This window comes from Mucilaginibacter sp., assembly GCF_041660805.1.
GTDB lineage: Bacteria > Bacteroidota > Bacteroidia > Sphingobacteriales > Sphingobacteriaceae > Mucilaginibacter.
Genome location: NZ_JBAZVP010000051.1, coordinates 1 through 20,800, shown reverse-complemented (window position 1 = coordinate 20,800; position 20,800 = coordinate 1). Strand labels below are relative to the sequence as shown.

Below are 20,800 nucleotides of genomic sequence, written 5' to 3'. Positions count from 1 at the left end.
TCTGTCATTAACGCTGTCAGGAACAAATTACTTGCTTTAGCTTTATCTGTGGTCAAAAGAAACAGCCCTTTTATCAAAGAATATCTTTTCACTTTTTCTTGATTATGCCATAGAAATCCCTAACGCGGAATGGTTTTGAATAGTTTCTTGATTCCTGGCTCTTGTCTTCCTGATTCTCTTCTTAATAATCTATCACCTGTTCTTCAATTTCGGCAGGAACATCACGCCAATCGTATTTTTGGGTGCGAAGCTGGGGTTCAAATCCGGCTTCTTTAATAGAATCCTGGATGCCTTTGGCTGTAAAACGATGTGGTGCACCCGCGGCAGATACCACGTTCTCTTCTATCATAATAGAACCAAAATCGTTAGCGCCGGCATGTAAGCATAGCTGCGCAACCTGTTTACCAACCGTTAACCACGAAGCCTGTATGTTTTTGATATTAGGCAGCATTATACGGCTTAAAGCTATCATACGGATATATTCGTCGCCGGTTACGTTGTTGGTTATACCGCGCACTTTACGCAGCAGTGTACCATCATCCTGGAAAGGCCATGGAATAAACGCCACAAAGCCGTGGTTGCCTTCGGGTTTTTCTGATTGTACCTCACGGATCCAAACCAGGTGCTCAAAGCGTTCCTCAATGGTTTCGATATGGCCAAACATCATAGTGGCCGATGATGGCAAGTTAAGCTGGTGGGCCGCACGCATCACATCCAACCATTCTTTACCGCCGCATTTACCTTTTGAAATAAGGCGGCGTACACGGTCGTTCAAGATCTCGGCACCTGCACCGGGTAATGAATCTAAACCCGCGGCTTGCATTTCGCGAAGCACATCAATATGGCTCATGCTTTCCAGTTTAGCAACGTGTGCAATCTCAGGCGGACCTAATGAATGCAGTTTTAATTTTGGATACAACTGTTTAAGCTCGCGAAACAGATCGGTATAAAATTTAAGGCCAAGATCAGGGTGGTGGCCGCCTTGTAATAAAAGTTGGTCGCCGCCAAAACGAAAAGTTTCCTCTATCTTCTTTTTATAAGTTTCAATATCGGTTATGTAAGCATCCTCATGGCCTGGGCGACGGAAGAAATTACAGAACTTACAATTGGCAATACAAACGTTTGTGGTGTTTACGTTCCTATCAATTTGCCAGGTAACCTTGCCATGGGGGACCTGAATTTTACGCAGTTCATTAGCCACGTACATCAAATCGGCAGTTGAGGCATTGTTGTAAAGGTAAACCCCTTCATCAATGCTCAAAAAATCAAAAGCTAAAGCACGCTGCAACAGATCGGCTGTATTCATATACAAATATACATAGTGGGAGGTTAAAGGCGAAAGGTAAAAGGCGAAAGGTGTTGTTGAGGTGACATAATCGTTTGTCTGAAACAGAATTTACGGAATTTGAGAATTATCAGAATACTATATAAATACATCTTGGCAATTCTGAAATCCTGTAAATCTGTTTCAGACAACCACTTCTCCCTTATCTAACCGCAAAACCTTATTCACGCTATCCGGAATTTCGTGCTGGTAATGAGTGACATAAATGAGTGTAACCGGGCTTAGTTCGCAAATAGCGTCAATTACTGCTTTAAAATGCTGTTGCTGGTGGTCGTCTAATCCCTGGCAGGGTTCGTCAAATATCAGCAGAGCCGGGTTTTTAATGAGGGCGCGGGCAAGCAGGCATAAACGCTGAGCGCTGGCCGGGATATTTTTTAATAATATGCGCGCATATTGGTCTATCTCTAAGGCTTGCATCCACTTTAATGCCAAATCAACTTTGGCTTTACTGCTTTGCCTAAACAGGCCCAGCGTATCGTAAAAGCCACTTTCTATTACCTGCAGGCATGAATTATCGGTAGGGAAGTATTGGTACAGCTCAGGCGATACAAAGCCTATCTTGCTTTTAATATCCCAGATACTTTCGCCGGTACCCCGTTTTTTATCAAACAGGATAATATTATTGGCATAAGCCTGTGGGTTATCGCCATTAACCAGGCTTAACAGGGTTGATTTACCTGCACCATTAGGGCCAAGCAAAGCCCATTTGTCGCCGGGATTTACCTGCCAGTTTACTTTATTGAGGATGGTTTTTTCGCCATAACTGATAAATACATCAGTCATACTGATGATGCTTTTGTACGTGCTTTGTTCGTTTTCACCTACCAATTCCCTTAAAGCATTTACATTAATATTTGGCGTGTGGTTGGTTTTATGTTCGCTTGCTTCAAACTCCAGCTTTGTTAAACGCTCGCTAATGTCACCATTATTTAGCACAGCCACATTGGTAATAACATCTGGTAATTCACTACCTGATGTTGCCATGATTATTGTTATGCCCGATGCCGAGATCTCATTCAACAATAGGTTGAATGTTTTACGGGTTTGCACATCAAGACCGGTCATGGGATTATCCAATAACAGCAGCACCGGGTTCTTCAATAAAGCAGCAGCTATCATCAACCGTTTGGTTTCTCCGTTTGATAGTTTGATGGTTTGTTTATCAATTAACCCTGTCAGGTTCAGCGCTGCTATTGTTTTATCAAAAGTCCAGTAAACAGGGGCATGGTTATTTGCTTTTACGGTTAACAAGTAATCATGCACTGTTAAAGCATCTTCAGAGTCTGACGAGTTATAACGTTGCTGATAGTAAAGATCGGTTGTGTTTGAAAGGTTTTTAAAATGATGCCTGGCGCCTGCAAATGCTATAAAGCGATGAAAGGTTAAGGGAGTAGTGCCCCCGGTTTGTTGAATGCCATCCATAAAGTGATAAGCTATGCTGCCGCCACTCACACTTAAATTACCGGCAATAATCTGTAGCAGTGCACTTTTGCCAGATCCGCTGTTGCCCATGATGGCCCAGTTTTCGCCTTTGTTTACATTAAAGCTTAGGTCATTAAACAGTGTATTATTTGAAAATTTAACAGATATGTGGCCGGCAGAAAATAGTGGAAACATCATGCGGGCGAAATTACAATTTTTAGCAAAGCCGCTTAGCAGAATGTTGTGTTTTAACAATTATGTGTAAATGCTTGTATTATTTGCTGTACAGTTTTACACTTAAAACTTATCTTATTATATAATAAAAGAGGCTTTGTTTAAACAGGTATCATTATTGTATTATTCTTCACTGATCATAAATCTTACTCTATAACCATGAAAAAACTAAATTTATTATTGCTGGCATTTGCCGTAGTTGCCTTAAGCGGATGTGAAATTATTGGTGGCATTTTTAAAGCCGGAGCCGCTGTTGGCGTTATTTCTGTAATTGTAGTTATCATTATCATCATTTGGGTAATATCTGCTTTTAGAGGCAGGTCATAATAGCCTTGTTCATTAATTTTTAGATATTGTTTTAATTAAAACAATATCTTTTTTGCATAGTTATTTTTGGTATAAAACATACGATCATGGATAGGACAAAAGCAGCGATAGAAACTCTTAACGATCTTATTTTAATAAATAACGACCGTATTATAGGTTATGAGCACGCAACGATGGAGCTAAAAGCTGAAGAAAGCGAACTGAAACATCTTTTTACAAATATGATTGGCGAGAGCCACCAGTTTAAAATGGAGTTAGCAACAGAAGTTGCTGCTTTAGGTCATGATATTGAAACTGGCACATCAACCAGTGGTAAATTGCACCGTACCTGGTTAAATGTTAAAGCTGCTTTTAGTCGGCACAGCAAGAAAAGCATCCTTGAAGAATGCGAGTTTGGTGAGGATGTTGCTAAAGATGCCTATAAAACAGCGATAGCGGATGAAAGCACTCCGGCATATATCAAAGAAATGTTGTTAAAACAACAAGCTATTTTGCAGGCGTCTCATGACAAAATTAAAGCTTTGCGTGATAATGTAGCACGTTAGTTTATTTAGCGGAACTAATGCTAATGTCAATTAGCTTCCAACTGTTTTTATCGGCCCAGTCGCCACCTGTATAGGCCAGTTTTACCTGCCATTGGCTTTTTGTGAATTTACCCGTGCTATCCTGCGCATTAACATATGATGATATATTGTATGAGTTTTTGGCCGGATCAATATTGCTTTGGAAATCATTTTTAGAAAAGCTGGCTGTTTCTGGTTGCTTTACATTTTCTTTTACAAAAGCTTTGGCTATGGCAAAAGCTTCTTTGTTATTAGGTTTACGGTTAACATGTACCCTGCGGTTTTGGAATACACGTGAAAGGAAAACGATAAAAACAATTGTAAACAGAATAGAAAATAGAGTAGCTATTCTTACACGCGGGTGGTGCCTCCAGTGTGCGTTTTTTCTTTGCTCATCACTTAAATTATTCCATTCAGCGTATTTCATGTTAATTAAGGTGTTTCAGCAATAAACAAAATTATCAGCAAATGTTTTTCAAAAAACACAGGCAACAAAAAAGCCCCTGGAATAAACCGGGGGCCTTTTTGTTTTACAAAAAAATGGATTACATTTTTTTAGTAGTGTCTTTTTTAGTAGTGTCAGCTTTGGTAGTATCCATTTTAGCTGTAGTGTCCATTTTTGCAGCAGTATCCATTTTAGCTGAATCCATAGCAGCTGAATCAGCAGCAGAACCAGTTGATTTACCTTTACAAGCAACAGCAGAAACAGAGATAGCTAAAGCTAAAACCGCAAGTTTGAATGAATTTTTCATTTTTGTGTTTTTTAAAGTGATTAATAGTTTTCAAGGGTTAATACCACAAACAAAAAAAGGTAACCCACATTTTTAAAAAAAATGCAGATTACCTTTTATAAAAGCTAAAAAACTAAAAGTTATTAGTTCTTAGTTTCAGTTTTTTTAGTTTCAACTTTAACAGTTGTATCTTTTTTAGTTGTATCAGTTGCTACTGTAGTATCTTTCTTAGTAGTATCAGTTACAATTGTAGATGAATCAGTTTTTGTAGTATCTGAACCAGAAGTTGATGAATTACCTTTGCAAGCAACGGCAGATACAGAGATAGCTAAAGCTAATACGGCTAATTTGAATGAATTTTTCATGTTTGTTTTTATAAATGTGAGTGTAATATTCTTACGGTTTTAATACGTTTAATAGTAAAAGGTGACCCGTATTAAAAAATTATTTTTTTGTTGTGTCTTTTTTAGTGGTATCAACTACTACAGTATCTTTCTTGGTACTATCTGTAACTGTATTGGTTACGGTAGTGGTGTCAGTAACAGTTGTAGTGGTATCGCCACCTTTGTCAGATTTGTTACCGCCACAGGCAGTAGCAGAAACTGCGATTACTAAAGTTAATATTGCCAGCTTAAATGAGTTTTTCATATTAGTAAGTGTTAAAAATTTATAATCGTTTGTAATGTTAATAGCCAAAACGGCAAAAGGTAACCCATCTTTTTTAAATAATTATATTACCTATAGAATTAGTAGTGTTTTTATATAAAAACAAAGCCCGTTGTTTAATAACCGAGCTATGCTTTTGTTAATGTATATTATGATTTCTTAGTTGTGTCGGTACCGCCCGAGCCTGATTTGTCAATTCCGGTATCAATTGCACCCGGGGCACCATTAGCACCTGGCGCTTTCCCTGTTTGGCTGGTATCTGTAAATGTCGAATCTGTTTTAGTACTATCTGGCGCGGCCTTACTTGCGTTATTTCCTTTACATGCCGCAGCGGCAATTGCAATTATTAAAGCCAAAAGGCCTGTTTTTAATAAATTTTTCATAACGATGTATTTTTTACGTTTGATTATAAAATTCAATTATAATGCCAATGACTGTTTTTAGCTATCATTTAATAACCGATATTGCGGGTTGATAAAAAAGAAGACGGAAGCTAACAGATCCGCGCCGAAAATATGATCATCCGGGCAACGAAAAAATAATTCATTGTGTTGGGTTACAATTCAATATAAATTGTATTAAGTAGTGAATAAACAGATAGATTTAGAAATACCTGCAGATAGTGAAGTGATCATTGGGATACTTAATAACTCTGATAGTGTTTTAAAAAGATTATACCTGGCTTATTTTCCAATGGTTTTACAGCTTATTCTTAATAATAACGGGAATGAGGATGATGCCAAGGATGTTTACCAGGAAGCGATAATAGTTCTTTATAATAAGGTTAAACGGGGCGATTTTGAGCTAAGCAGTAAGCTGAAGACGTATATATACTCTATATGTAGGCGGCTTTGGCTTAAAAGGCTTAAACAATTGAACAGGTACGGCGGAGATATTAAAGATTTTCAGGAATACCTGCCTGTAGAGGATGAGATTGAAAAGCACCAGGACAGGGACATGCAGCTGAACAAGATGGAGGATGCTCTGAAATTGTTAGGCGAACCCTGTAAAACTATTATGGAAGACTTTTATATGCATAGCAAATCAATGCAGGAGATTTGTGAACGTTTTGGATATACAAACGCAGACAATGCCAAAACACAAAAATATAAGTGCCTGCAAAGGCTGAAGAAATTATTTTTTCAGCAATAAATGGAAAGGGGTGATGCAATGAGAGAAGAACAACTTTTAGAGATGATCGATCGCTATTTAAATGGCGATATGAGCACAGAAGAACGTGCAAAGTTTGAAGCCTTGCGCAACAAGGATGCTTCTATTAATGAGAAATTAGCCGAGCATAAAAATTTTACCGGCCTGTTAAAGCAATATAGCGAGCGTTTAGATCTGGAGAACAGGCTAAATGCTATCCATAATGAAATTGATGTACATACGCTGAAAGAAGATCTGATGGCACATCCGTCAATTATTGTTCAGTTATGGCGCAATCACCACTCAAAAATATCGGTTGCTGCATCTATAGCCATCTTCGCTATACTTTGTACCCTGTATTTTACAGGTGACCTTACCAATAAAGACCCTCGTTTTATTGAGTTAAAGCGCGAAGTAGGCAAGCTTAAAAAATCTACCGAGAACCTTAACCGTTCTCAGAATGATCTTATACACGATATTAAATCTGATAAAAGGTTTGCTAATCCGGGTAACTTCAGGGGTACCGGTTTCGCGCTTTCATCAAACGGGTATATTATCACCAACTATCATGTAGTAAATGGTGCAGATTCTGTTTATGTGCAAAATGCCGATGGCGAATCTTTCCGTACCAAAGTAATTTATACCGAGCCGCAATATGATGTTGCTATCCTGGAGGTAAATGACGAGTCTTTTAAAAATCTGGGCGCTATACCTTACAGCTTCAAAAAAGCTAAAAGCGATTTGGGTGAAGATGTTTACACTTTAGGTTACCCTGGCGATGATATTTGGGCCGGGCCGGGAGCATTAACATCAGCATCAGGCTTTAAGGGAGATACTACTGAGTACCAGGTTTCTATTCCGGTTAACCCCGGTAATAGCGGCGGCCCGCTGCTTGATGAAAAAGGGAATATTATTGGGGTAATTAATGGCAAACAAACCCAGGCCTCAGGCGCTGCATTCGCGGTAAAATCAAACTATTTGTTAAAAGCCATTCAAAATATACCTGCAGACTCCTTAACAAAATCATTTAACCTGAATACTAAGAACACACTTGCAGGCTTAAGCCGCCCGCAGCAAATTAAAAGGTTGCGCAACTATGTGTTTATGGTAAAGGTTTATAATCAGTAAAAAATCAACAATGCATATATTAAAAAAAGACGCAAGAAATTGCGTCTTTTTTGTTTAGTCAATTAATAATACTCTTGATTCTTGTCTCTAACCTAAAAGGCGTTTATCTATCCACTTCTCCTAATACAAAATCAATCGACCCAATAATAGCTATCAGATCTGCTATCATTACGTTTTTTGATATGGCGGGTACTACCGATAGGTTATTAAAGCTTGGCCCGCGTGCTTTGGCACGGAAAGGGATCTCTGAGCGGCCATCAGCTATAAAGTAAAAACCCAGTTCGCCTTTGGCACCCTCGGCACGCATGTAATAGTCCTGTGCTTTTGGGGTTATTTTGCGTGGCAGCTTAGCGCGCGGATCAAATTCAGGTGTGCGTTTCAGTTCTTTTTGCAGGCGGTCAAGACATTGTTCAATCATTTTTAACGACTGATCTATTTCATCAACCCTAACCTTATAGCGGTCCCAGCAATCGCCTACAGTACCCATTTCGCCTTTGCCTACCGGGATATCAAAATCAAGCTCGGGGTAGGCGGAATAGTTATCAATGCGGCGTAAATCATATTTTAACCCCGAGCCACGCAAAACCGGGCCCGAGCAACCATAGTTGATAGCCACATCTAAAGGCAATACACCTACATTGGCGGTGCGGCTAATAAAGATCTGGTTATCGGTAAGCAACTGGTTAAGCTCAACCATTTTGGGTTTAAAGTACTCTGCAAATTCACGGCAGCGTTCTTCAAAGCCAACAGGCAGGTCATAAAATAAACCACCTACCCATATATAGTTATAAAGCATACGCGAGCCGGATGCCCATTCCAGCATACCCATTATGTGCTCACGATCGCGAAAGCACCATAGGAAAGGAGTAAAGGCGCCAATATCAATACCGTAGGTACCAATAGCTATGAGGTGCGATGCGATGCGGTTAAGTTCGCATACCAGCACACGAATGTATTCAATACGTTTAGGGATATCCTTATCAATACCCAGCATACGCTCAACACCCATTACCCAGGCATGGCTGTTATTCATTGATGCCAGGTAATCCATCCTGTCGGTAAATGGAATAGTTTGCTGGTAGGTTAGTGATTCGGCATGTTTTTCAAAGCAGCGGTGCAGGTAACCAATATGGGGGATAACCTCTTTTACTATTTCCCCGTCTGTTATCAGCTCCAGCCGCAAAACACCATGCGTAGACGGGTGCTGCGGCCCCATGTTCAAAACCATGTCTTCCACAGAAGCATCAGCTATTTTTTTGTTATAGCGATTAAAAGCTTCGTTATATTTTGAATTTGTTATAGTTGACATTTTAATTTTTACCGTCATTGCGAGGTACGAAGCAATCCTCTACATGCTTGTGGCTGACTTTTCTATAGAAGATTGCTTCGTACCTCGCAATGACGTTGTATGTTTATTTAAAATCCGAAATCAATCTATCTTTATCCCTTTATAATACTCCGCTGTTTTATAATCTTTTCTTAGCGGATAGCCTTCCCAGTCATCTGGCAATAATATTCTGCGCAGATCAGGGTGGCCTTCAAAAAATATACCTACCAGGTCATATGCTTCGCGTTCGTGCCAGTCTGCAGTGCGGTAAACCGATGCTACACTGGGGAACGATGGTAAGTTATCCTCGCTGCGATCATTTTCCTTACTTATTTTTAAAGTGAGCTGCAAATGATATGGAATGGATGATAAGTGATAAACCACCCCAAACCGACCGGAATCAACACCATAATCAACACCTGTAAGGCATGATAAAAAATCAAAATGTGTTTTTGAATTATCGCGCAGCTCCAAACAAACCTCGGCAATCCTGTCGGGGTCAACAAGCAGGGCGGGTTGCATACCGGTACGTTCTTCGCCGGTAATTACACTTTCACCAAACTTGTTGGTAAGCAATAATTTAATATCATCAAAACTCATGGTGCCAGGCGAACGATCTTCCAGTTTTTATTATCTGTTTTCTTGTAAACTATTCTATCGTGCAGTCGGTTCTTGCGTCCCTGCCAAAATTCTATCAAGCGTGGCTTTAAAACATAGCCGCCCCAAAAAGATGGTTTCGGAACTTCTGTATCAGCATATTCCAGTTCCAGTTGCGCCATTTTTTGTTCCAGTTGCTCACGGCCGGGAATTTCCTGGCTTTGCGGCGATGCCATAGCACCTATCTGGCTCGATTTTGGACGGGTGTGAAAATATTTTTCAGAATAATCCCTGTCCAGTTTTTCAATTGTGCCTTCAATGCGTATTTGCCTTTCCATATCGCCCCAAAAAAATATAAGGGCGCCAAGTGGGTTTTTGCTTATTTCTTTACCCTTCCGGCTCAAATAATTGGTATAAAATTTAAAGCCATCTTCGCTAAATCCTTTCAATAGAACGATCCTTGCAGACGGGCGGCCATCATGTGTTGCAGTGGCCAGTGTCATGGCATTAGGCTCATGTACCTTGTAATTAATGGCTTCGTTAAACCATTTATCAAACTGGCGCATTGGGTTGGGGTCAACATCGGTTTCGCTTAGCGAAGCCGCGCTGTAATCCTGTCTTAAATTTTCTATATCTTTTTGGTCCATTATCGCAAACTTACAAATTAATTATACCGTACATATTGTATATAGTTCATTTTAATGATTAAAGAACATATTTTTACAATTAGTGTTATTAATAAAACTTATAACCTATGCTTAGTCCCATATCGCCGGCCGCAGGCAGGCTGTTAATTTCGGAACCATTTATGCCCGATCCTAATTTTAAGAGGTCGGTGATCCTGCTTACAGAGTATTCTGAAGCCGGGGCTATGGGTTTTATCTTGAACCATCAAGGCGAATATCTGCTTGGCGATATCCTGTCTGATGTTTCATACTCAGAGATACCTGTATATATGGGCGGGCCTGTAGCAGCCAATACGCTCCATTATATACATTGCTGCCCTGAAAAAATTGAAGGTGGTATTGAAATATGGGATGGTATTTTTTGGGGTGGAGATTTTGAGCAGATAAAAGATCTGATAAACACTTACCGTTTACAGGAAAGCGAAATTAAATTTTTTACAGGCTATTCCGGTTGGACCCCCAATCAGCTTGATGATGAGTTACGCGAAGATGCCTGGATCGTAGCCAACAAATTTGAATCAGGTATCATTTTCAGCAATAATGAGCACAATCTTTGGAAAGAAGTGGTAATAAGCCTTGGACAGCGGTATGCGCATATTGCAAACTTCCCCGAGAACCCGATGCTGAATTGATTTCGGATTTATTCAGGTGGGTCATCCTGAGCATGTCGAAGGATTGTGCGTAGGGTTTATCGACTAATGGTTCGACAAGCTCACCATGACATACCCCGTCTTGTCATCCTGAACACAGTGAAGGATCTGTCGACATGCATAACGGCTGTCTATAGATACTTCGCTCTCGCTCAGCAATAGTTATTTCCCTTCCATCTCGGCTGCGGAGGCTTCAACAGTTTGCTTTAATTTTTCTTTAAAAGCGATAAGGTTAGCTACTAAATGTTCATCTGCGGTAGACAGGATCTGTGCAGCCAATATGCCTGCGTTTTTAGCCGCGTTAAGGGCTACCGTTGCTACTGGGATGCCGTTGGGCATTTGCAAAATAGACAGGATAGAATCCCAGCCGTCAATTGAATTGCTTGATTTTACGGGGACACCAATTACCGGTAAATGAGTTAATGAAGCCACCATGCCGGGTAAATGCGCTGCACCACCTGCGCCTGCTATGATCACCTTTATACCACGGCCTGCAGCGGCACGGGCATAGCTAAACATCCTATCGGGCGTGCGGTGGGCCGATACTACTGTTATTTCGTAATCAACACCCAATTCCTTTAAAACATTCGCGGCATCCTGCATAATGTGTAGGTCTGATTTGCTGCCCATTATAATGGCGATTTTAGGTTGGCTCATGGTATATTGCTTAAAGCTTTTTGATTAAATCTTTTATATTATGTCATTGCGAGGAGCGTAGCGACGTGGCAATCCCGTCGCAAATGCATGAACGCTTAGCATGCGACGAGATTGCCACGCTATCGCTCGCAATGACACAGTTTATTATTATTACTACGCTATCACTTTCAGCGTTTCCTGCACGTATCTTGCTTTTTCTATCGCCTTCTCTCTGTTGTTATCTATTATAGTAACATGCCCCATTTTTCTGAAGGGTTTTGTTAATGCCTTACCATACAGGTGCACATAAACACCTGCACATTTTAAAACTTTTTCAATTCCCTGGTAAACGGCCGGGCCTTCATATCCGGCTTCGCCTAAAATATTTATCATTATGGCATTGCTCAGGCAGGCGGTATCACCTAAAGGCTGATTAAATATCGCTCTTAAATGCTGCTCAAACTGTGATACTACATTACCTTCAATACTTTGGTGACCGCTGTTATGCGGGCGGGGGGCAAGCTCGTTAACCAATATCCTGCCATGCTTATCTAAAAACATTTCTACCGCAAGCAGGCCAACAATATTCAATGTATCAGCTATTCTTTCAGCAATATTCTGGGCTTCCATCTGTACTTCAAACGGCAGGGTAGAAGGAGATATTAAAAACTCTACCAGGTTAGCTTCCGGGTTAAACTCCATCTCTACCATCGGGAAGGTTTTTACCTCGCCATTCTCATTACGGGCAACTATTACACCTATCTCTTTTTCAAAATCAACCCAACGTTCAATCAGGCTTGGCTCTGTAAAGGCACCCGCAAGGTAACTTTCATTAGCCACTTTATAAACGCCCTTGCCGTCATAACCATCCTTGCGCAGTTTTTGAATATAGGGGAAGGGGATATGGCTTTCTTTTAATTGCCGTGCCGATGATATCACCTGGAACTCGGCCGTGGGGATATCGTTTTCTTTAAAGAATTGCTTTTGCAGGCCTTTATCCTGTATCAGGCGAATAATGCGCGATTGCGGATAAACCAGCACGCCTTCTTTTTCCAGCTGTTCCAGTGCATCAACGTTAACCTTCTCTATCTCAATAGTAAGCATATCAACCTTTTTGCCGAAGTTATAAACGGTTTCGTAATCGCCTAAAGAGCCTACAACAAACTCGTGGCATAAACGGCGGCAGGGCGCCTCACGGTCGGGGTCAAGCACCTTAACGGTTACGTTGTAATTTATTGCCTGTTGTATAAGCATGCGGCCTAACTGGCCTCCGCCTAAAATGCCTAATCTTAAATCGCCGTAGAATGCTTTCATAGTAATAGGTTGCAAATTTAGCCTAAATCTTTCAAAAACAGGGCTACCATTTATTTCTTGTTATGATAGCGAAAACTGATATTGAATTAAACAAATTTAATGCTGGTTTAAATGTCACAAATTGAATGGAATAGCCACCAAAATGCAGGGAATTTGCCCAAAACGCCTATATTTGCCGTTGTTTTTACACATCATAAATTTTCATGAAAACCAAAATAGCAGTAGCAAAAGGTGACGGTATAGGCCCGGAGATAATGGCAGCCGTGCTTCGTATATTTGAAGCCGCAAACGTACAGCTCGATTATGAGTATGTAGAAATGGGGAAATCTTATTTTGATGCAGGCCACTCTACCGGGATGACCGCAGCAGCAAAAGAAACTATTGAGCGCCTTGGCTTATTGTTTAAAGGCCCAATGGAAACCCCAAAAGGTAAAGGTGTAAAAAGTATAAACGTTACTGCCCGCAAAGTATGGAACACTTATGCTAATCAGCGCGATTTTCGCTCATTAAACGGTGTTGATACTGTTTTTTCAAAAGCAGGCATTACAATAAACCTTACTATTGTTCGTGAAAATATTGAAGATACTTACGGTGGAATTGAGCACTTATTAACTAATGACGTAGCTGTTGGCCGCCGTATTATTACCCGTCCGGGATCGGCACAGGTTATCCGTTATGCATTTGAGATGGCCCGCCGTAAGGGTTATACCAAACTGGCTTGCGGCCACAAGGCCAATATTATGAAACTAACCGATGGCCTGTTCCTTGAAACCTTCCAGGAAATAGCCAAGGAATACCCTGATATTGAATCATCAGACATTATTGTTGATGACCTGTGTATGAAATTGGTTTCGCGCCCTGAAATGTTCCAGGCTATTGTGTTAACTAATTTACAGGGCGATATTGTATCTGACCTTTGTGCCGGTTTAGTAGGTGGTTTAGGCTTTGCCCCATCTGCAAACATTGGCGATAATATATCTATTTTTGAAGCCGTGCACGGTACAGCGCCCGATATTGCCGGCCGTGGTATAGCAAACCCTACCGCGCTGTTATTATCAGGTATACTGATGCTGCGTTACCTGGGCTTTACTACAGGCGCTGCAACTATTGAAAACGCGTTGCTTTACACCTTAGAGCAAGGTATACATACAGGTGATTTTGGTGATAAGGCAACCCAGGCTGCCAATACCGATACATTTGCCGATGCCATTATTGCTAATTTAGGCCAGGTGCCTCAAAAAGGCGCTGTTATTGCCCAGCCGGATATGGAAGTGAAAGCTAACCATGATCATCCTTTAAAAAATAAACTGACCGTTACCAGCACCAATGTAAAAGAGGAGATGGTAGGGGTTGATGTTTTTGTGGAATCGAGCAAGCAGCCTAATGAGCTGGCCGAGTTGGCGCAAAGAAAACAAACCGATAACTTTCAGTTGGTAATGATATCAAACCGCGGTACGCAGGTATGGCCAACCGGCTCCATCTTTACAGAACTGGTGAACGAATACCGTATCCGTTTTGAAAAGAAAGAAGGAACCGAGATAACCCAGAAAGAAATATTGCTTATAGCAGCTGATCTGTCTGCCGATTTTAAAGTATGCTCTGTAGAATTCCTGATGAAATTTGGCGGTAAAATTGGTTATACCCTTGCACAGGGACAATAATTTAAAAACAAGTTAAGTTTTAAAATGAGGGACGGACTGATAAGTGGCCGGGCACCATATTAACTTATAATGGCTGAATAACTTGCTTTGCAAAGCAAATGGTTATTCAGCCATTTTGTTTTATCAGTTTCTATTGTGTAATAGTAAAGTTAACATTGTTTTTGCGCGATGAGCTAACCGCGATCCCATTTTTTTGATCGCCAATAAAAGAAAACCCTTCCAGTTCATCGGGCCTGTCAATAGTATCTACCTCATTAATTATTACTTGCTTACCCGTTTCAATAGATTTTTTCAAGTCGATATAAGTTAATCGCCATTGACGCCCTTCTACCTTATTTTGAACCAGCACTAAAACTCCCTTACCGGCTATCCAGTGCAGGTTTTGTACCCATGGGGTACAAGTGAATTTTTTAAATACAACTCCTTCATCGCTGGTTTTTGATGCCTTCTTCAATTTCTCCGGATCGTACAGCCTTACTTCATTAGCATGGCCGCCATAATCTGCAGTAGCAACATACCATTTATTATTATATTTTACATACTCGGGGCGGGTGCCTTGTATACAGGCATCATCCTCTATTGTATTTATCAGGTTTCCATCAAGTGTACCACTTTGTAATAATCCATCCCAGTTTACACAATAGATCACGGCCCTCCACTTTGTACCTTCGGTATTAAGGCGAATGGAGTTCCCTATAAAAACAGGCCCGCTTCCATTATAAGCTATTCCGGTTGGGTGGTTAATTACATCCTGGCCATTTTGGGTAAGTTTAACTTCTTTATGCTGATAAACCAGGCTATCGTTAACCATTTTAAATTCACGTATCATGCCAACTTCGCGATCTCCATACAAAAAGATTCGTCCGTTTTGATAAGATATTCCCTGGCATGCGCCCAATGAGTCGATGGTTATTGCGCGAACAAGCCTGGTTTCAAATTTAGCGGTTATAAAAGCACAAAAAACTATTATTGCTGATGCTGTTATTATTGGAATGATGTTCTTTTTCATAATATTTCCCTATGGATCAAGCGGTTCGTCTGCATCAATTTGTAACGATTCAATAAGCGGATAAAATTCCAATTCCGTTTCAGAAATGCGCCTGCCCAGTTTATAAGGCACATATTTGAGCTCTTTTTCACACCTGCCGGCCATTGTCATAATAAAATCGGTCTGCGATTTATCAGTTACAATGTACCCGGGCTTGGTAAACGGGATACCATACCTGAATACCAGCCTTGCATCATTACGTATATTGGTTGTAGTATGCCGGGCATGTGGCTCTATAATAATAGCACTCTCCGGGATGTGCAGCTTTTTCATTAAATAAACTTTCATCTCAAGCGCCTCATTGTTTTTGGTTTTAAATGGGTGTACATTCCCACCTGAAACTACGATGAAAGGAGCCTTACCTTGCTGGTATTGTATAGCGGCGAGCCTGCAGCGCAGCATCCCTTCGCCACTTAAGGGCGTTGTTAAATTATCCGGTCCGGCACCGGGAACGAGTATGTGAGAGTAGGGGAATTGATTCCACTTAATTAGTTTTACCCTATCAAAAGCGGCTTTATTTGCGGTAGCTGCCATAGGCTCGTAATTTGCCGGGTCCTGCCTTTCATTAATTTCCAGATAGGTTAGGGCCGCTTGTAATGCCGGCTTAAAAAACAAGTGCGTATTTTTAACATCAGCCATTACAACTGCAGAGCAATCGTACATTAAAGTATAATAAGCCCGGGCAGTGGTTTTAAAGCTTATTGAATCTATTGCCGGATAGTTAGGCTTTTTGCCTTCAGCATAAACATCTATGGTGTAATTTACAGCAGCAGCGTCTTGCTCCCATGCTTTTACCAGTAATTTGGCAGGTGTTAGTGTTTTATATAGAATATAAGTGCCTGATGGTATAAGGTGCATTTTAACAAGGCGATCTAAAGCATTGCCGTTCTTGTATAAAGCAGTTAGACGGTTACTTACAGCTTCTATCTCATTATTGGTAAATTTAAGCTGTTCAGGTAGGCATAAGGCATCTTTACAATTAGTAATTGAGGTTTGCAAAGCAAGTAATTTAGCCTGGGTAAGCCCGGCCAGTTCAGGGTCGTTTTTAAACAGGGCGCGTACTTCTTTATCCTGTTCAAATAAAGTAAGCAGATAATAGTTTTTTGATTTTACCCAATCGCCTGCTGTAACTAACTTATAATGAGGGTCAGGATCGGATGTTTGGGCAAAATCTTCACCTGTTGTGAGAATAAGCGCAACGAGTATTAAGAGAAATGTTTTCATAGTATATTGGGCCGCAAGGAACTGTTTTGATATAAACTAAAGGTTAGAGTTATTATACGTTTATATTAAATTATACTGTAGCGGGGGGATTTGGCTGAGCGGCCCGGGGCGGAAGAGACGTTATAGGCGTCTTGTTTAAAGCGATAAAACCTAATAATAACAGGTACCTGGAGTTATTTATAAAGATTTTTGTTTGAAAAGAGTAACTTTTTGTTTGAATAGTGCAATCTGCCGAAGTTTTAATTACCGATCTTTATTATAACCTATCACACAATGTCCATCCAAACTTATAATTACGGATATGTTAACCATAACTATCAACGGAAAACAGCAGGAGGTAAATGCCGACCCTGATATGCCCCTGCTTTGGGTCATCCGCGACCTGTTAGGACTCACCGGTACTAAATTTGGCTGCGGTGTAGCCCAGTGCGGCGCCTGTACGGTTCACCTGAACGGCGAAGCCGTACGTTCCTGCGTGACCAAGGTTAGCCGTGCAGCCGGACAGCAGGTGACTACCATAGAGGGACTTTCTAAAGGCAATGATCATCCATTACAAATAGCCTGGGCCGAATTCGATGTGCCGCAGTGTGGCTACTGTCAGTCGGGACAGCTGATGTCTGCCGCTGTGTTATTAAGGGAAAACCCGAAGCCTACCGATCAGGATATTGACGATGCCATGTCTGGTAATATTTGTCGCTGCGGCACCTATCCCCGAATTAGGGCCGCTATCCATAAAGCTGCACAATTGCAGCAGGAAGGAGCAAAATCATGAACCGACGTAGCTTTTTACAGTCTGGTGCAGTGCTCAGTGGTGGTTTGCTCATATCTTTTACCATACCGCAAGCTAATAAGCTGGCCGCTTTAGGTAAAACAGCAGCTGCGGGTTTCGCACCAAATGCTTTTTTAAATATTGCAACCGATAATACGATCACGGTTTACCTCAGCCACGTGGAAATGGGGCAGGGGATCTGGACGACCCTGCCGATGCTCCTGGCCGATGAACTGGATGTAGATCTAAACCAGGTCACTGTTAAACATAGCGGTGTTGACAAAGCCTATAACCATACTGTCTATGGCATCCAGATCACTGGTGGCTCCAGTACCACCTGGTCTGAGTTTGACCGCTACCGTAATGCCGGGGCAACTGCCCGTATCCTGTTAACACAGGCGGCTGCTAAACGTTCTGGAGTTGCAATTCAAAATTGTAAAACACAAAAGGGTATTGTTACTGCCGGAGACAAGAAATATACTTATGGCGAACTGGCAGCTGAGGCAGCACTTTTGCCGGTGCCCCAGCAGGTCCCCTTACGTGCGAAAACAGAATGGAAATACATCGGTAAAGGCTCCAGGCGTATAGATGCAGGTGTAAAAACTAATGGTGAAGCTAAATTCGGAATGGATATCCAGTTTCCGGGATTGTTAACCGCACTTGTGGCACATGCGCCTGTTATTGGCGGTAAGGTTAAATCATATGACGCCACTAAAGCTAAAGCTGTCCCCGGGGTAAGACAGATAGTGCAGATCCCAACCGGTATTGCCGTAATTGCCGATAACTACTGGGCGGCACAACAGGGGCGCAAAGTCTTGCAGGTCACCTGGGATGATGGCCCTGGGGCAAGTTTAATTACGGCAAAACAAACTACGGCGTATAAAAAACTGGCAGCTACAGACGGGCTTCCTGCCCAGAAAAAAGGTAATGCGACTACAGCACTAACCAAATCGGCTAAGCTTATTTCATCTGAATATGTGTTTCCTTATTTGGCACATGCCCCGATGGAACCGCTGAATTGCACCGTTCACATAAAAAAAGATAGTTGTGAGATCTGGACCGGAACACAATTACCGGGTATAGACCAGGTTGGGGCCGCAAAAATATTGAACTTAAAGCCAGAACAGGTTAAAATAAACGTGGCTTTTTTGGGTGGCGGCTTTGGTCGTCGCGCTACACCAGGCTCCGATTTCGTGGTGGAAGCTGTTCATATTGCCAAAGCCAGCGGTAAACCGGTGAAAATGGTTTGGACACGCGAAGATGATATGAAAAGCGGTTATTACCGGCCCTTTTTTGTGCATAACGTTAAAGTAGGGCTGGATAAGAATGACTTGCCTGTTGCCTGGAAACATAATATTGCAGGACAATCGATCATGGAGGGCGCTGGTATGTTTGGCCCATTAAAAGATGGTATTGATGATACTTCTGTAGAGGGAGTAAAAGGCTCTCCTTATCTTGATAGCGTACCTGACCATTATATTGGCCTGCATAATACAAAAGAAGTTGTGCCTGTACTGTGGTTCCGTTCTGTGGGGCATACCCACACAGCTTACGTGATGGAAACCATGATGGATGAACTGGCACATACAGCTGGCCGCGACCCGGTAGAATACCGGCGTTCGCTGTTTAAAAATCATCCCCGCCACCTTGCTGCACTTAACCTGGTTGCCGACAAAGGCGACTGGGAAAAATCACTGCCTAAAGGACGGTATAAAGGCGTGGCGGTACATGAAGCTTTTGGTAGCTATGTAGCCATAATTGCAGAGGTGAGTATAAACAATGGCAAGGCACAGGTGCATAAGGTTGATTGTGCGATAGACTGTGGTTTGGCTGTTAACCCCGACGGTGTAAAAGCGCAAATGGAAAGCGGCATCATCTTCGGATTAACAATGGCTTTATATGGCGAATTAAAGCTGGAGAACGGCAGGGTACAGCAGAATAATTTTTATGACTACCGCATTGCCCGTATGAATGAATCGCCCGAGATAAATGTGTTTATTGTAGACAGCAACGAGAAAATGGGCGGAGCCGGTGAATGCGCTGTGCCGCCAACTGCGCCAGCAATCGTAAATGCCATTTTTGCCGCTACAGGCAAGCGCATTTATAATTTGCCCATCATGAATACTAAACTTACTCTGAAGGCATGAAAAAATTAATTTTTATCGGTATTATTTTATTTGCCGCGGGCTTAATTGTATTGTCTTTTAAGTCGGAAGATGCTAAACCCCATAATTATTTGGCGGTACGCAAAGATAGTGTAGCCTCTGTTAAAGCCTTTAAACAGGTATATACGGTATTGATGAGTTCCCGCTGTATGAATTGCCATCCGGCAGGAAATATCCCGCTGCAGGGAGACGATAGCCGCCTGCACACAATGTCGCCTCAAAGAGGCGTTGATGGTAAGGGTGTTTATGCAATGAAATGTTCCAACTGTCATCAGCCTGCAAATACTCCTGGTTTGCATACGCCGCCCGGCAACCCTAACTGGCACCTGCCGCCGGCAGATATGAAAATGGTGTTCCAGGGCCGCACACCGCGCCAATTAGCCAAACAACTTGTAGATCCTAATCAAAACGGTCATAAGAATATGCAGAAACTGATTGAGCACGCGGATGATGGCCTGGTGTTGGCCGGCTGGAAGCCGGGCGAAGGCCGCACACTTCCGCCAATGAGCCATGCGGCATTCAAGAAAGCGTGGATAACATGGCTTGCCACAGGGGCTTACGCTCCGGCTAAATGATTTGATAATTTTAAAGTTTAGCATTGCAAACGAAAGGGTTTAGTTAGCTGTAACCCTAAATTGTAAGCAGTATAAATACGCGCCTTCATTGGTGTTATCTTTTAATGATGTGTTTAACTTCCTAAAGTTTTATAAACTAAAACTATTTACTCCTTTAACTTAATCCCCCCGGCGGGATTTGCAGCCCATTCGTAGCAAAAATCAGCTGCAATAACGTGTTATAAAGTGAACGCGGAAAGTCCTGTGCCCAAGCAAAAAACATCCATAAGAAAAATCACAGAAAAATTGCGTAGTTAAATAACTACATTTATATTTGTAGTCAAATAGCTACGCAATGAATTTAAGACGAGATGTGTTTCAAGCCATAGCCGACCCGACAAGAAGGGCTATACTTCTATTGGTAGCCTCACAATCCCTCACAGCAGGTGCAATAGCCTCAAACTTTGACACAGCAAGGCCAACAGTTTCAAAACACCTGCAAATACTCACCGAGTGTGAATTGCTTGAACAAGAGCAAAACGGCAGGGAAATTTACTATCATATTAATGCAAAAAAGATGAAAGAGGTAGCCGACTTTATTGAG

Annotated in this window: 24 protein-coding genes; 10 read left to right on the top strand and 14 right to left on the bottom strand. The window is 41.6% G+C overall.

The window, feature by feature from the left end; translation table 11 throughout:
• Positions 1-181: 181 nt before the first annotated feature.
• Together mqnC and WC743_RS27265 are read right to left on the bottom strand one after the other, a co-directional pair.
• Positions 182-1,306, bottom strand: a complete 1,125-nt coding sequence (mqnC, locus tag WC743_RS27270) for a cyclic dehypoxanthinyl futalosine synthase (RefSeq protein WP_373016725.1) — start codon at positions 1,304-1,306, stop codon at positions 182-184.
• 162 nt (positions 1,307-1,468) lie between these two features.
• Positions 1,469-2,965 carry an ATP-binding cassette domain-containing protein gene (locus tag WC743_RS27265; RefSeq protein WP_373016724.1) on the bottom strand — a complete coding sequence of 499 codons (1,497 nt, stop codon included), beginning with the start codon at positions 2,963-2,965 and terminating at the stop codon, positions 1,469-1,471.
• A gap of 195 nt (positions 2,966-3,160) precedes the next feature.
• On the opposite strand from WC743_RS27265, the gene WC743_RS27260 reads away from it, so the two are divergent.
• Together WC743_RS27260 and WC743_RS27255 are read left to right on the top strand one after the other, a co-directional pair.
• Positions 3,161-3,328 (top strand): hypothetical protein, encoded by a 168-nt coding sequence (locus WC743_RS27260; protein ID WP_373016723.1) that lies wholly within the window; start codon positions 3,161-3,163, stop codon positions 3,326-3,328.
• 86 nt (positions 3,329-3,414) lie between these two features.
• A complete protein-coding gene (locus WC743_RS27255) occupies positions 3,415-3,873 on the top strand; it encodes a PA2169 family four-helix-bundle protein (RefSeq protein WP_373016722.1) in 459 nt (152 codons plus the stop codon).
• 1 nt (position 3,874) lies between these two features.
• Here WC743_RS27255 and WC743_RS27250 read toward each other — a convergent pair whose 3' ends face one another.
• The 5 genes from WC743_RS27250 to WC743_RS27230 form a co-directional block, all read right to left on the bottom strand.
• A complete protein-coding gene (locus tag WC743_RS27250) occupies positions 3,875-4,318 on the bottom strand; it encodes a hypothetical protein (RefSeq protein ID WP_373016721.1) in 444 nt (147 codons plus the stop codon).
• A 118-nt stretch (positions 4,319-4,436) separates the two neighbouring features.
• Positions 4,437-4,643 carry a hypothetical protein gene (locus WC743_RS27245; protein WP_373016720.1) on the bottom strand — a complete coding sequence of 69 codons (207 nt, stop codon included), beginning with the start codon at positions 4,641-4,643 and terminating at the stop codon, positions 4,437-4,439.
• 122 nt (positions 4,644-4,765) lie between these two features.
• Positions 4,766-4,987, bottom strand: coding sequence for a hypothetical protein (locus tag WC743_RS27240; protein ID WP_373016719.1), 222 nt, complete (start codon positions 4,985-4,987; stop codon positions 4,766-4,768).
• Between the two features lie 79 nt (positions 4,988-5,066).
• Positions 5,067-5,270, bottom strand: coding sequence for a hypothetical protein (locus WC743_RS27235; RefSeq protein WP_373016718.1), 204 nt, complete (start codon positions 5,268-5,270; stop codon positions 5,067-5,069).
• Between the two features lie 167 nt (positions 5,271-5,437).
• Positions 5,438-5,671, bottom strand: coding sequence for a hypothetical protein (locus tag WC743_RS27230; protein ID WP_373016717.1), 234 nt, complete (start codon positions 5,669-5,671; stop codon positions 5,438-5,440).
• Positions 5,672-5,873: 202 nt separating this feature from the next.
• On the opposite strand from WC743_RS27230, the gene WC743_RS27225 reads away from it, so the two are divergent.
• On the top strand, positions 5,874-6,440 hold the full coding sequence (locus tag WC743_RS27225) for an RNA polymerase sigma factor (protein WP_373016716.1): 567 nt from the start codon (positions 5,874-5,876) through the stop codon (positions 6,438-6,440).
• Positions 6,441-7,565 carry a S1C family serine protease gene (locus WC743_RS27220; RefSeq protein ID WP_373016715.1) on the top strand — a complete coding sequence of 375 codons (1,125 nt, stop codon included), beginning with the start codon at positions 6,441-6,443 and terminating at the stop codon, positions 7,563-7,565. It begins immediately after the preceding gene.
• A 103-nt stretch (positions 7,566-7,668) separates the two neighbouring features.
• Here the strand turns inward: WC743_RS27220 and WC743_RS27215 are convergent, their stop codons facing one another.
• The 3 genes from WC743_RS27215 to pdxH form a co-directional block, all read right to left on the bottom strand.
• Positions 7,669-8,874: an NADH-quinone oxidoreductase subunit D gene (locus tag WC743_RS27215; RefSeq protein ID WP_373016714.1), complete on the bottom strand. Its 1,206-nt coding sequence runs from the start codon at positions 8,872-8,874 to the stop codon at positions 7,669-7,671.
• Positions 8,875-8,994: 120 nt separating this feature from the next.
• Positions 8,995-9,492 (bottom strand): NADH-quinone oxidoreductase subunit C, encoded by a 498-nt coding sequence (locus tag WC743_RS27210; RefSeq protein ID WP_373016713.1) that lies wholly within the window; start codon positions 9,490-9,492, stop codon positions 8,995-8,997.
• Complete coding sequence (pdxH, locus tag WC743_RS27205) at positions 9,489-10,136, bottom strand: pyridoxamine 5'-phosphate oxidase (RefSeq protein WP_373016712.1); 648 nt, start codon at positions 10,134-10,136, stop codon at positions 9,489-9,491. The genes WC743_RS27210 and pdxH overlap by 4 nt, the downstream gene beginning before the upstream one ends.
• Before the next feature lie 107 nt (positions 10,137-10,243).
• Between pdxH and WC743_RS27200 the strand changes: the two genes are divergently transcribed.
• Positions 10,244-10,807, top strand: coding sequence for a YqgE/AlgH family protein (locus tag WC743_RS27200; protein ID WP_373016711.1), 564 nt, complete (start codon positions 10,244-10,246; stop codon positions 10,805-10,807).
• A 180-nt stretch (positions 10,808-10,987) separates the two neighbouring features.
• Here the strand turns inward: WC743_RS27200 and purE are convergent, their stop codons facing one another.
• Positions 10,988-11,482, bottom strand: coding sequence for a 5-(carboxyamino)imidazole ribonucleotide mutase (gene purE, locus WC743_RS27195; RefSeq protein WP_373016710.1), 495 nt, complete (start codon positions 11,480-11,482; stop codon positions 10,988-10,990).
• Between the two features lie 153 nt (positions 11,483-11,635).
• Complete coding sequence (locus tag WC743_RS27190; RefSeq protein ID WP_373016709.1) at positions 11,636-12,775, bottom strand: 5-(carboxyamino)imidazole ribonucleotide synthase; 1,140 nt, start codon at positions 12,773-12,775, stop codon at positions 11,636-11,638.
• A 203-nt stretch (positions 12,776-12,978) separates the two neighbouring features.
• Here WC743_RS27190 and WC743_RS27185 point away from each other — a divergent pair, with 203 nt between their 5' ends.
• Positions 12,979-14,436, top strand: a complete 1,458-nt coding sequence (locus WC743_RS27185) for an NADP-dependent isocitrate dehydrogenase (RefSeq protein ID WP_373016708.1) — start codon at positions 12,979-12,981, stop codon at positions 14,434-14,436.
• A gap of 130 nt (positions 14,437-14,566) precedes the next feature.
• Here the strand turns inward: WC743_RS27185 and WC743_RS27180 are convergent, their stop codons facing one another.
• Positions 14,567-15,445, bottom strand: coding sequence for a hypothetical protein (locus WC743_RS27180; RefSeq protein WP_373016707.1), 879 nt, complete (start codon positions 15,443-15,445; stop codon positions 14,567-14,569).
• Between the two features lie 9 nt (positions 15,446-15,454).
• On the bottom strand, positions 15,455-16,708 hold the full coding sequence (locus tag WC743_RS27175) for a YdcF family protein (RefSeq protein ID WP_373016706.1): 1,254 nt from the start codon (positions 16,706-16,708) through the stop codon (positions 15,455-15,457).
• Between the two features lie 301 nt (positions 16,709-17,009).
• Between WC743_RS27175 and WC743_RS27170 the strand changes: the two genes are divergently transcribed.
• The 4 genes from WC743_RS27170 to WC743_RS27155 form a co-directional block, all read left to right on the top strand.
• Positions 17,010-17,480, top strand: coding sequence for a (2Fe-2S)-binding protein (locus tag WC743_RS27170; RefSeq protein ID WP_373016705.1), 471 nt, complete (start codon positions 17,010-17,012; stop codon positions 17,478-17,480).
• Complete coding sequence (locus WC743_RS27165; protein WP_373016704.1) at positions 17,477-19,624, top strand: molybdopterin cofactor-binding domain-containing protein; 2,148 nt, start codon at positions 17,477-17,479, stop codon at positions 19,622-19,624. The genes WC743_RS27170 and WC743_RS27165 overlap by 4 nt, the downstream gene beginning before the upstream one ends.
• Positions 19,621-20,217, top strand: coding sequence for a hypothetical protein (locus WC743_RS27160; RefSeq protein ID WP_373016703.1), 597 nt, complete (start codon positions 19,621-19,623; stop codon positions 20,215-20,217). Before WC743_RS27165 ends, WC743_RS27160 begins: the two co-directional genes overlap by 4 nt.
• 334 nt (positions 20,218-20,551) lie before the next feature.
• On the top strand, positions 20,552-20,800 hold a 249-nt coding region (locus WC743_RS27155), incomplete at its 3' end, for a metalloregulator ArsR/SmtB family transcription factor (protein WP_373016702.1).

Bases quoted from the DNA above. Each gene is read 5' to 3' on its own strand.
- WC743_RS27235 (WP_373016718.1), bottom strand. From the start codon at position 5,270: ATGAAAAACTCATTTAAGCTGGCAATATTAACTTTAGTAATCGCAGTT.
- WC743_RS27200 (WP_373016711.1), top strand. From the start codon at position 10,244: ATGCTTAGTCCCATATCGCCGGCCGCAGGCAGGCTGTTAATTTCGGAA.
- WC743_RS27160 (WP_373016703.1), top strand. From the start codon at position 19,621: ATGAAAAAATTAATTTTTATCGGTATTATTTTATTTGCCGCGGGCTTA.
- WC743_RS27180 (WP_373016707.1), bottom strand. From the start codon at position 15,445: ATGAAAAAGAACATCATTCCAATAATAACAGCATCAGCAATAATAGTT.
- WC743_RS27240 (WP_373016719.1), bottom strand. From the start codon at position 4,987: ATGAAAAATTCATTCAAATTAGCCGTATTAGCTTTAGCTATCTCTGTA.
- WC743_RS27165 (WP_373016704.1), top strand. From the start codon at position 17,477: ATGAACCGACGTAGCTTTTTACAGTCTGGTGCAGTGCTCAGTGGTGGT.
- WC743_RS27175 (WP_373016706.1), bottom strand. From the start codon at position 16,708: ATGAAAACATTTCTCTTAATACTCGTTGCGCTTATTCTCACAACAGGT.
- WC743_RS27215 (WP_373016714.1), bottom strand. From the start codon at position 8,874: ATGTCAACTATAACAAATTCAAAATATAACGAAGCTTTTAATCGCTAT.
- WC743_RS27265 (WP_373016724.1), bottom strand. From the start codon at position 2,965: ATGATGTTTCCACTATTTTCTGCCGGCCACATATCTGTTAAATTTTCA.
- mqnC (WP_373016725.1), bottom strand. From the start codon at position 1,306: ATGAATACAGCCGATCTGTTGCAGCGTGCTTTAGCTTTTGATTTTTTG.
- WC743_RS27255 (WP_373016722.1), top strand. From the start codon at position 3,415: ATGGATAGGACAAAAGCAGCGATAGAAACTCTTAACGATCTTATTTTA.
- WC743_RS27230 (WP_373016717.1), bottom strand. From the start codon at position 5,671: ATGAAAAATTTATTAAAAACAGGCCTTTTGGCTTTAATAATTGCAATT.
- WC743_RS27190 (WP_373016709.1), bottom strand. From the start codon at position 12,775: ATGAAAGCATTCTACGGCGATTTAAGATTAGGCATTTTAGGCGGAGGC.
- WC743_RS27245 (WP_373016720.1), bottom strand. From the start codon at position 4,643: ATGAAAAATTCATTCAAACTTGCGGTTTTAGCTTTAGCTATCTCTGTT.
- WC743_RS27260 (WP_373016723.1), top strand. From the start codon at position 3,161: ATGAAAAAACTAAATTTATTATTGCTGGCATTTGCCGTAGTTGCCTTA.
- WC743_RS27185 (WP_373016708.1), top strand. From the start codon at position 12,979: ATGAAAACCAAAATAGCAGTAGCAAAAGGTGACGGTATAGGCCCGGAG.
- WC743_RS27250 (WP_373016721.1), bottom strand. From the start codon at position 4,318: ATGAAATACGCTGAATGGAATAATTTAAGTGATGAGCAAAGAAAAAAC.
- pdxH (WP_373016712.1), bottom strand. From the start codon at position 10,136: ATGGACCAAAAAGATATAGAAAATTTAAGACAGGATTACAGCGCGGCT.
- WC743_RS27220 (WP_373016715.1), top strand. From the start codon at position 6,441: ATGGAAAGGGGTGATGCAATGAGAGAAGAACAACTTTTAGAGATGATC.
- WC743_RS27210 (WP_373016713.1), bottom strand. From the start codon at position 9,492: ATGAGTTTTGATGATATTAAATTATTGCTTACCAACAAGTTTGGTGAA.
- WC743_RS27170 (WP_373016705.1), top strand. From the start codon at position 17,010: ATGTTAACCATAACTATCAACGGAAAACAGCAGGAGGTAAATGCCGAC.
- purE (WP_373016710.1), bottom strand. From the start codon at position 11,482: ATGAGCCAACCTAAAATCGCCATTATAATGGGCAGCAAATCAGACCTA.